Source organism: Rhizobium sp. SEMIA 4085 (assembly GCF_013004495.1).
GTDB classification, from domain to species: Bacteria; Pseudomonadota; Alphaproteobacteria; order Rhizobiales; family Rhizobiaceae; genus Rhizobium; species Rhizobium gallicum.
Genome location: NZ_JABEPH010000252.1, coordinates 1 through 8914, shown reverse-complemented (window position 1 = coordinate 8914; position 8914 = coordinate 1). Strand labels below are relative to the sequence as shown.

Sequence of the window (8914 nt, the reverse complement as noted above, 5' to 3'; positions counted from 1 at the left end):
TCCATGCGCAGTATATCAGTTTCACGACGGAACTGTGACAGTCAATCGGACGACGCCGAATTACCCAATTCATTCAACACTTCGGCAGCGAGAGACCGGGTGATTTTCGTGCCCCGCGCAAGGGCCAGCCGGTCGAGCCTTTCGACGATCGTCTGGGCCGCGTTTAGCGACCGCTCCATCCGGTTCACGATATAAAGGACGAGTTTGTCATCTATATTAAGCTGCCGGTCGGAGAAGAGCTTGACGATAACCTGCGACAGCAGTTCCTCGTCCGGCTCGCCGATTTCGACGACGGTCGCAGCCTTGAGCCTCGAGCGCAGGTCGGGAAGCTCAACCGGCCACGACATCGGCCACAGGCGGCTCGTCATCAACAGGCTGTTGCCGTTTTCGCGCACGCTGTTGATGACGTGAAAAAGTTCGGTGTCATCGAAGCCGAGGCGGTCGACATCCTCGAAAAGGACAGGCCCGTTTGCCGCAGTAACGGCGGTATCCGATCCTCGCTTCGGATGGATGCCGACGGCACCGCTATGCTCTTTCCAGATGCTTGCAAGATGCGACTTTCCGGAACCGACAGGCCCGGCCAGAATGACGACCGGCGACGGCCATTGCGGCCACGCGTCGATGATGGTCACCGCAGCGCTCAGCCGGTCGGAGACCAGCAGGTCGTCTCGGCCGCTTGCCGCATCATGGGAAAAGACCCGCGGGAGCGGTTCCCCCGCCTTGCGCTTCACGTCGTTCATTTGGAATCGGCTTTTGTCTTCCGGGCGTCGGCAGGTTGCGAACGGCCCGCATAAAGATCGCTCTGAAGGTAGCGCGAGAGTGCAAAGCGGACAAGGACGCCGACGGCGGCAGCCGCCGGCACGGCAACGAGCAGGCCGACGAAGCCGAAGAGCGCGCCGAACGCAAAGAGCGCGAACATCAGCCAGACCGGGTGAAGTCCGACGCTGTGGCCGACGAGTTTTGGCTGCAGGATATTGCCTTCCAGGAACTGGCCGCTGAAGAACACAACGAGCACGGCGCCGACCCAGAGATAATCCGGCCAGAACTGAACGAGCGCCACGCCGACCGCAAGGACCAGCCCGACCAGCGAGCCGACATAGGGGATGAAGCTTATCATGCCGGCAAAGAGTCCGATGAGCAGGCCGAAGTTCAAGCCGACGAGCGACAGACCGACGGCGTAGTAGATTCCGAGGATCAGGCAGAGAGAGCCCTGCCCGCGAATGAAGCCGGCGATCGCCTGATCGATCTCATGAGCGATCTGGCGAACGTCGCGGACATAATCGCGCGGAATCCACTGATCGACCTTGGAAATCATGCGGTCCCAGTCGAGCAGGATGTAAAAAGCAACGACCGGCGTCACCACCAGCAGCGAGATGACGTCGACGATGGCCTTGCCGGAATTCCAGATCTGGCCAAAGAGGCCGGTCAGGAAGCCCATGCCTTCCGACAATATGCCGGAGAAATTGTCCTTGATCGTGCCGAGCTGGTTCCTGATCCAACCCGGAAGCACGGAATCCTGTACATTGGCGATGAAGGCCTGCAGCTGGCTGATATATCCGGGGAGCCGCTGGGCGAAATCGTTGAACTGATTGATCAGGACCGGAATGAGGATCATCAGCGCCAGCGCGAAGATGATGACGAAGGCGACCAGGATGCCGATTGTTGCCATCAGGCGGCTGAGCCCCAGACGCTGCAAACGGTCGGCCACGGGATCAAGGAAATAGGCGATCGCCATGCCGGCGACAAAGGGCAGCAGGATGGAGCTGAAGATATAGAGAAAGACGATGAAGAAGACGAGCACGCCCAGCCAGAAGAAGACCTGCCGTTTGAGACTTGCTCCACTGACCTGATGTGGCATCGCTTTCCCCGTTCGTCCGCCCGTGACGCAGTCTTTTCGCGCCGCTACTCGAAGCACATAGGATGCGGGCCCGAAGATGGTCAACCCTGCGGCGGAAAATCCAACCCTCCCCTATGGAAAGAGCGGGAAATTGGGGCTTTTCTCCATCGCCGCCTTGCATAAAGCGCACTCTCATGCAATTGCGACCCGCATGTGACGCGGTCCATTATACCGCCCGAACCAGCCATCGGAGATCAGCATGAGCCAGTCTGGACGAAACGGCCTGACCTATAGCGACGCAGGCGTCGATATTGATGCCGGAAATCTTCTGGTTGAGAAGATCAAGCCTGCCGTGCGCTCCACGAGGCGGCCTGGCGCCGATGGCGAAATAGGAGGCTTCGGCGGCCTGTTCGATCTCAAGGCCGCCGGCTTCACCGATCCGGTTCTCGTCGCCGCCAATGACGGCGTCGGCACCAAGCTGAAGATCGCCATCGACGCGGATTACCACGAAACGGTCGGCATCGACCTCGTTGCCATGTGCGTCAACGACCTCGTCGTGCAAGGTGCTGAGCCGCTCTTCTTCCTCGACTATTTCGCGACCGGCAAGCTCGATCCGGAACAGGGTGCGGCGATCGTTGGCGGTATTGCTGCCGGGTGCCGCGAGGCGGGCTGTGCATTGATCGGTGGCGAGACGGCGGAAATGCCGGGCATGTATTCTTCCGGCGATTACGATCTGGCAGGCTTTGCCGTTGGCGCCGCCGAGCGCGGCCGGCTTCTGCCTGCAGGCGATATTGCCGAGGGCGATATCATCCTCGGCCTCGCCTCCTCCGGCGTTCACTCGAACGGCTTTTCGCTGGTGCGCAAGATCGTTGAGCTTTCGGGTCTCGGCTGGGAGGCGCCGGCGCCTTTCGCCGAAGGCACGGCTCTCGGCGAAGCGCTGCTGACGCCGACCCGCATTTATGTGAAGCCGCTTCTGAAGGCGATCCGCGAAACCGGCGCCGTCAAGGCGCTCGCGCACATCACCGGCGGCGGCTTCCCCGAAAATATCCCGCGCGTGCTGCCGAAGCATCTTGCCGCCGAGATCGATCTTGCCGCGGTCAAGGTTCCGCCGGTCTTCTCCTGGCTTGCCAAGACGGGCGGCGTCGAGGCGAAGGAAATGCTGCGCACCTTCAACTGCGGAGTCGGCATGATCGCCGTCGTCTCGGCTGAAAATGCCGCTGCGGTGACCGTCGTCCTGGAATCGGAAGGCGAGAAGATCATCACGCTCGGCCGGATGATCGGCCGCGCAGAAGGTGCGCCGGGAACGGTTTATAAGGGCACGCTCGCTCTATGACCATGCCGCGCAAACGCGTCGTTGTCTTCATTTCCGGCGGCGGCTCCAACATGATGGCGCTCGTCGCGGCGGCGAAAGCTCCGGACTTTCCCGCTGAAATCGTCGGCGTGATTTCCGACAAGGCGGATGCGGGCGGCCTTGCGAAAGCCGCCGCGGAAGGCATTTCCTCGTTCGCTTTCGTTCGCAAGGATTATGCCAGTAAGGAAGCCCACGAGGCGACGATCTTTGAAGCGCTCGACCGGCTCTCGCCGGATATTCTCTGCCTTGCGGGCTATATGCGGCTTCTGAGCGCGAACTTCATCCAACGGTACGAGGGCCGGATGATCAACATCCACCCTTCCCTTCTGCCGCTCTTCCCGGGCCTCCACACGCATCAGCGCGCCATCGACGCCGGCATGCGGATAGCAGGGTGCACGGTGCATTTCGTGACCGAAGGCATGGATGAAGGACCGGTGATCGGACAGGCCGCCGTACCGGTTCTGTCCGGCGATACCGCCGAGACGCTCGCCGCGCGCGTCCTCACGGTCGAGCATCAGCTCTATCCGCAAGCGCTGCGGCTCTTTGCCGAAGGCAAGGTGCGGATGGAAGGCGGCAGGGCGGTGGGCGCAGAGATATCCGCCCGCCCCAATGCCAATCACATCATTTCCCTGATCGCCTGATCCTTCAGGCAACGAGCGCCCGAAGCTGATGCAAGGTGCCGTCGCTGTAAACGAAGCGTCCGCCGCAGAAGGTGGCGCGGATGCGGTGCACATCGCCCGGCTCGACGACGACCAGATCGGCGCGCTGACCGACGGCGATCTCGCCGCGGTCCGTCAGACCTGCGGAACGGGCGGCATTCCTGGTCGCCATGGCGACCGCGGCCGGCATTGCGGTGTAATCGGCGATCTTGAAGATGCCGGGCACGAAAGCCGCCGGGTGATAATCGGCAGCAATCACCGTCAGGAGCCCGGCCTTGGCGGCATCGAGCGCACTCAGATTGCCCGACATTGACTGGCCGCGAAGCGCATTGGGCGCTCCCATAAGCGTCCAGAGCCCGCGGCGGCGGGCCTCCACGGCAGCTGGTAGCGTGACCGGAAACTCGCTGATCGTCACACCGAGGTCATGCATCTCGGCGACCTTTTCAGCACTATCGTCATCGTGGGAAGCAAGCGACAGCTTCCACTTGAGCGAGAGGGCGACGATCTCTTTCAGCTTTGCCTCGATCTCCGGATTGTTGCGCATCGCAATGCGCTTGGCGACCATTTCCGCTGCCATTTCCTCGGAGATCGCCCGGCGCTCGGCGATGCTCAATATGTAGCTCTGGATGTTGTTGTACTGCCCCTGCCCCGGCGTATGGTCGGTCAGCGACACCATATCGATATGACCGGCTTCTAGCAGCTTTTCGAGCGCGGGCGCGGCACCCAGATTGGTGATCTCATAGCGCGCATGGACGCGATGGTCGATCAGCAGATCGTGCTTGAGCCGGTTGATCCCCTCGATGATCGCACCCGTTGTTTCGAGTGAGCGGACATAGCCGTAGACGCTCTCGGTCGCAAAGGAAATCGCCGCAAAAGCCGTCGTCACGCCGGCGGCCGCGAGTTTCTTGTCGAGTTCATGGATGCCGAAATCAATCGGCATCATGGCGTTCGGGCGCGGGGCGATCTCGCGCTCGACCATGTCGCCATGCAGAGCAACAAAACCCGGCATCAGCAACCGGCCGCCACCGTCGATGGCGGCATTGCCGACCGGCTCCGGCCGTATCTCGGCAATCGCCCCATCCTCGATCCGGATTGCGCCCCGGCTCACCACCTCTTCGCGAAGGACGAGCGTGAAATTGCTGAGCCACATAGGCACTCTCCTGTCGGCATTCCATGATTTGATAAACTGCAGCGCTTAGGCGGGATTCGTGACAACGGTATGAACTTGGATACTGCTGCGACCATCAACCCGAAGCACGCAAATGTCGATTAGATCAAGCTATCCCTGTTCATCGCCGCCCATTGCAGAAGGATGATGGTCTTCATGTCGCGGATATCACCGCTTTCGATCATGGCGATTGCCGTGTCGAGCGGCACGTCCAGCACTTCGATATCCTCATGCTCTTCGTCCAGGCCACCACCGTTCGAGACGCGGTCGGACGTATCGATCGGCGCGGCGAAGAAATGCACGACTTCGCTGTTCGAACCCGGCGAGCTGTAGGCCCTGAAGAGGAACCGGACGTCGCGGACGCGGAAGCCCGTCTCTTCCATCGCTTCGCGACGGATCGCTGCTTCCGGCTCCTCGCCGTCCAGAAGGCCGGCCGGCGTTTCGATCATGAAGGCGGGCTCGCCCCGAAGATCGGGCGGCAGGCGGAACTGTTTGACGAGCACGACCGAGCCGCGTTTCGGATCGTAGAGCAGGATCGTCGCGGCCGGCGAGCGGTGATAGACCTCGCGATGGAGGCGATGGGTAAGGCCGTTCGAATCCGTGTAATCGAGCTTATAAACACTCAGCCGCGTCCAGCCTTCCGCGAGCGTCGTTTCCTCGACGACCTCCGCCCTTGCCTTCGCGAACTTCGTCATACGTCATCCTTGCGCAGCCAGACCTTGTTGTCGTGGACCGCCGCACCGCCATAGGGCGCGACGGGGTCTGCGCCGGTGAGCACATTGATGCCCTCGCCGTCGACATGCGCCTTGTTTGGCCACACGCCTTCGGCGATCAGAACGCCCGGCTTGACCTAGGTCGTAACGTGGGCGTGCAGGCGCACCTCGCCGCGCCGGTTTCCGATCTGGACGAGATCGCCGTGGGCAATGCCGTTTATCTCGGCATCCTGCGGATTGATCATCAGTTCGGGACGCCCCTCCTTCTGCCGCGAGGTCTTTGTTTCGGAAAAGCTGGAATTCAGGAAGTTGCGCGCGGGCGAGGTTGCCAGCCGGAAGGGATGTTCGGCATCGGCCATTTCGATGACATCCACCTGATCGGGAAAAGCCGGCAGCTCGGGATGCGGGCCGAGCAGGCCGACGGATTCCGGTGGACGGTTAGGCGCCGGCTGGTTCGCCCAATCCGGCCGAAAGCGGAACTTGCCGTCCGTATGCGCGAAACCGTTGAGGAAATGTGCATCTTCGAAGTCAGGCTGGCGGTCGAACCATTTATGCTCGAGGAAGTGGTCGTAGTCCGGCAGGCCGCTTGTTTCGAGAATGCGGTCAACCATTTCCCGGGCGCTAAAGCCGAAGCCTGGCTGATCCGCAACGCCGAGGCGCTTTGCGAGCTCCTCGATAACGAAAAGGTTGGTCCGCACCGTCGGCGGCGGTTCGACGAGTTCCGGGCCGAGCAGGATATGGTTCTGGCCGCCGGCGCGGTAGATGTCGTCATGCTCGACGAACATCGTGGCGGGAATGACGATATCGGCCAATTCCGCCGTCTCGGTCATGAACTGCTCATGGACGGCCACGAAGAGATCGCTCCGCGCAAAGCCGCCCTTCACCAGGCGTTGCTCAGGCGCGATGTTCACCGGATTGGTATTTTGAATAAGCATGGCGGTGACTGGTCCGCGATGGCGGAGTGATGCGGCATCACCCGTCAGCACGCGGCCGATCTGCGACTGGTCGAGCATGCGGATATCCGGATCCTTCATCGATTTGCCGGTCAGCTCCGCGTTGTTCATGCGGAAGATGTCACTGTTCGAATGAAAGGCGCCGCCGCCCTCATACTGCCAGGAGCCGAGCACGGTGGCAATCGAGGCTGCGGCATGCATGGCGACCGCGCCGTTGCGCTGGCGGGTGAAACCGTAGCCGAGGCGGAAATAGGTTTTCTTCGTCGTACCGACGAGCTTTGCGAAGGCTTCGATCTCATCCACCGACAGACCGGTGATCGCGGCCGCCCATTCCGGCGTCTTCGTCTTGAGATGCGCTTCAAGACCTGCCGGATCGTCGGCATATTTTGCCATATAGGCCCGGTCGGCGTAGCCGTCACGGAAGGCGATGTGCATGACGGCGCAGGCGAGCGCCGCATCGGTGCCAGGCCTGACGATCAGCGCCATGTCGGCCTGCTTCATCGTCGGATTGTCGTAGATATCGACGACGACGATCTTCGCGCGGCGTTCCTTGCGCGACTTAATTGCATGCGTCATCACATTGACCTGCGTCGCGACCGCGTTCGTACCCCAGATGACGACGCAATCGGTGCGGCCCATCTCGCGCGGATCGGGACCGCGGAGCGTGCCCGTTGCCATCGTGAAGCCGGTCCAGGCCGGGTTGGTACAGATCGACGAGAAGAAGCCGGAATAGCGTTTGGCGTGGCGCAGGCGCTCGATGCTGTCGCGCTGCACCAAGCCCATGGTGCCGGCATAGTAGTAAGGCCAGACCGCCTCGCAGCCATCCTTCCCTTCGGCCTTCATGAAGGCTTCGGCGATCTCGTCCAGAGCCTCCTCCCAAGAAATCTGCTGCCAGCGCCCCTCGCCTTTCGCGCCGATGCGGCGCACAGGGTGCATCAGCCGGTCCGGATGGTAGAGGCGTTCGGCATAGCGCGCGACCTTGGCGCAGATGACGCCGGACGTATAGGTGTGATCGTTGGCACCGCGCACACGGCCGATGCGGCCGTCCTGCGCAATCTCCACTTCCAGCGCGCAGGTGGAGGGACAGTCGTGGGGACACGCGGTGTGCCCGACCTTCTTGCCGGGATCGGCGGATTTGGCGTGAATGGGGGTCGCAATGTTCATGGCTTTTCTATATTCCAAGCCGTCATCCGCCAAAAGCCGGAAATGACGGCTATGACATGAATTCATAACAGGCATCAGCGAAAATGAACTACCGCCACATCTATCACGCGGGCAATTTTGCCGATGTGCTGAAGCACGCCGTTCTGGCGCGTCTCATCCGCTATCTGCAAAAAAAGGACGCCGCTTTCCGAGTCCTCGACACGCATGCCGGCGTCGGGCTTTACGACCTCTCCTCGGAAGAGGCGCAAAAGACCGGCGAGTGGCAGGACGGAATCGGCAGGATCATGGAGGCCGAGCTTGCGCCGCAGGTGGCCGGACTGCTCGAGCCCTATCTCTCCGCGGTCCGGGAACTCAACCCGGATGGCGGCGTGCGCTTTTATCCCGGTTCGCCGAAGCTTTCGCGCATGCTCTTTCGCCCACAGGACAGGCTTTCGGCGATGGAACTGCATCCGGAGGACTATATCCGCCTTCACCGGCTGTTCGAAGGCGATCACCATGCCCGCATCACCGAGCTCGACGGCTGGCTGGCGCTCGGCGCGCATCTGCCGCCGAAGGAAAAACGCGGCATCGTGCTTGTCGATCCGCCGTTCGAGGAGGACGGCGAATACGATCGTCTGGTTGACGGCCTGGCGAGGGCCCACCGGCGGTTTCCGGGCGGCACCTATTGCCTTTGGTATCCGCTGAAGAGAGGCGCTCCCATCAAGGAATTTCACGAGGCGCTGCAGGTGACCCAGATTCCGAAGATGCTGTGCGCTGAACTCAGCGTGCGCAGCGACCGCGGCGTTACCGGGTTGACAGGCTCCGGTCTCATCATCGTCAACCCGCCCTTCACGCTGAAGGACGAGTTGCACGCGCTGCTGCCGGCGCTCAAGGATCATCTCGCCCAAGATCGATTCGCCTCACAGCGCGCCTTCTGGCTGCGCGCCGAAGCGAAGACCGTAAACGCCGATTGACCGCTTGCTGCACGTGCGAAATTTGTCCGCGCCGAAACCGCTTTCGAGGTGAAACATGAAGCTGCTCTGCTCCCCGACATCGGCCTATTCCATCAAGGTGCGGATGGCTGCGCATT

7 protein-coding genes and 1 pseudogene are annotated in these 8914 nt (G+C 61.7%); 3 read left to right on the top strand and 5 right to left on the bottom strand.

The features are described 5' to 3' along the window. Positions 1–41: 41 nt before the first annotated feature. Together hdaA and C9413_RS22080 are read right to left on the bottom strand one after the other, a co-directional pair. A complete protein-coding gene (gene hdaA, locus C9413_RS22085) occupies positions 42–740 on the bottom strand; it encodes a DnaA regulatory inactivator HdaA (RefSeq protein WP_170250913.1) in 699 nt (232 codons plus the stop codon). Beyond that, positions 737–1858, bottom strand: coding sequence for an AI-2E family transporter (locus tag C9413_RS22080; RefSeq protein WP_039844485.1), 1122 nt, complete (start codon positions 1856–1858; stop codon positions 737–739). The genes hdaA and C9413_RS22080 overlap by 4 nt, the downstream gene beginning before the upstream one ends. A 238-nt stretch (positions 1859–2096) precedes the next feature. Between C9413_RS22080 and purM the strand changes: the two genes are divergently transcribed. Then, positions 2097–3170 (top strand): phosphoribosylformylglycinamidine cyclo-ligase, encoded by a 1074-nt coding sequence (gene purM, locus C9413_RS22075; RefSeq protein WP_039844484.1) that lies wholly within the window; start codon positions 2097–2099, stop codon positions 3168–3170. Then, positions 3167–3829: a phosphoribosylglycinamide formyltransferase gene (gene purN / locus C9413_RS22070; protein WP_039844483.1), complete on the top strand. Its 663-nt coding sequence runs from the start codon at positions 3167–3169 to the stop codon at positions 3827–3829. The genes purM and purN overlap by 4 nt, the downstream gene beginning before the upstream one ends. Positions 3830–3833: 4 nt before the next feature. Here purN and C9413_RS22065 read toward each other — a convergent pair whose 3' ends face one another. From C9413_RS22065 to C9413_RS22055, 3 genes and pseudogenes are all read right to left on the bottom strand, one after another. Further along, positions 3834–4997, bottom strand: a complete 1164-nt coding sequence (locus tag C9413_RS22065; protein ID WP_170250912.1) for an alpha-D-ribose 1-methylphosphonate 5-triphosphate diphosphatase — start codon at positions 4995–4997, stop codon at positions 3834–3836. A 119-nt stretch (positions 4998–5116) separates the two neighbouring features. Beyond that, positions 5117–5710: an NUDIX domain-containing protein gene (locus C9413_RS22060; protein WP_039844481.1), complete on the bottom strand. Its 594-nt coding sequence runs from the start codon at positions 5708–5710 to the stop codon at positions 5117–5119. After that, positions 5707–7845 (bottom strand): annotated as a pseudogene (locus C9413_RS22055) (molybdopterin oxidoreductase family protein). Before C9413_RS22055 ends, C9413_RS22060 begins: the two are co-directional and overlap by 4 nt. Before the next feature lie 83 nt (positions 7846–7928). Between C9413_RS22055 and C9413_RS22050 the strand changes: the two are divergent. After that, on the top strand, positions 7929–8798 hold the full coding sequence (locus tag C9413_RS22050; RefSeq protein WP_039844479.1) for a 23S rRNA (adenine(2030)-N(6))-methyltransferase RlmJ: 870 nt from the start codon (positions 7929–7931) through the stop codon (positions 8796–8798). Positions 8799–8914 lie beyond the last annotated feature (116 nt).

Coding starts and splice junctions, on each gene's coding strand:
- C9413_RS22050 (WP_039844479.1), top strand. CDS start 7,929: ATGAACTACCGCCACATCTATCACGCGGGCAATTTTGCCGATGTGCTG.
- purN (WP_039844483.1), top strand. CDS start 3,167: ATGACCATGCCGCGCAAACGCGTCGTTGTCTTCATTTCCGGCGGCGGC.
- hdaA (WP_170250913.1), bottom strand. CDS start 740: ATGAACGACGTGAAGCGCAAGGCGGGGGAACCGCTCCCGCGGGTCTTT.
- C9413_RS22080 (WP_039844485.1), bottom strand. CDS start 1,858: ATGCCACATCAGGTCAGTGGAGCAAGTCTCAAACGGCAGGTCTTCTTC.
- C9413_RS22060 (WP_039844481.1), bottom strand. CDS start 5,710: ATGACGAAGTTCGCGAAGGCAAGGGCGGAGGTCGTCGAGGAAACGACG.
- C9413_RS22065 (WP_170250912.1), bottom strand. CDS start 4,997: ATGTGGCTCAGCAATTTCACGCTCGTCCTTCGCGAAGAGGTGGTGAGC.
- purM (WP_039844484.1), top strand. CDS start 2,097: ATGAGCCAGTCTGGACGAAACGGCCTGACCTATAGCGACGCAGGCGTC.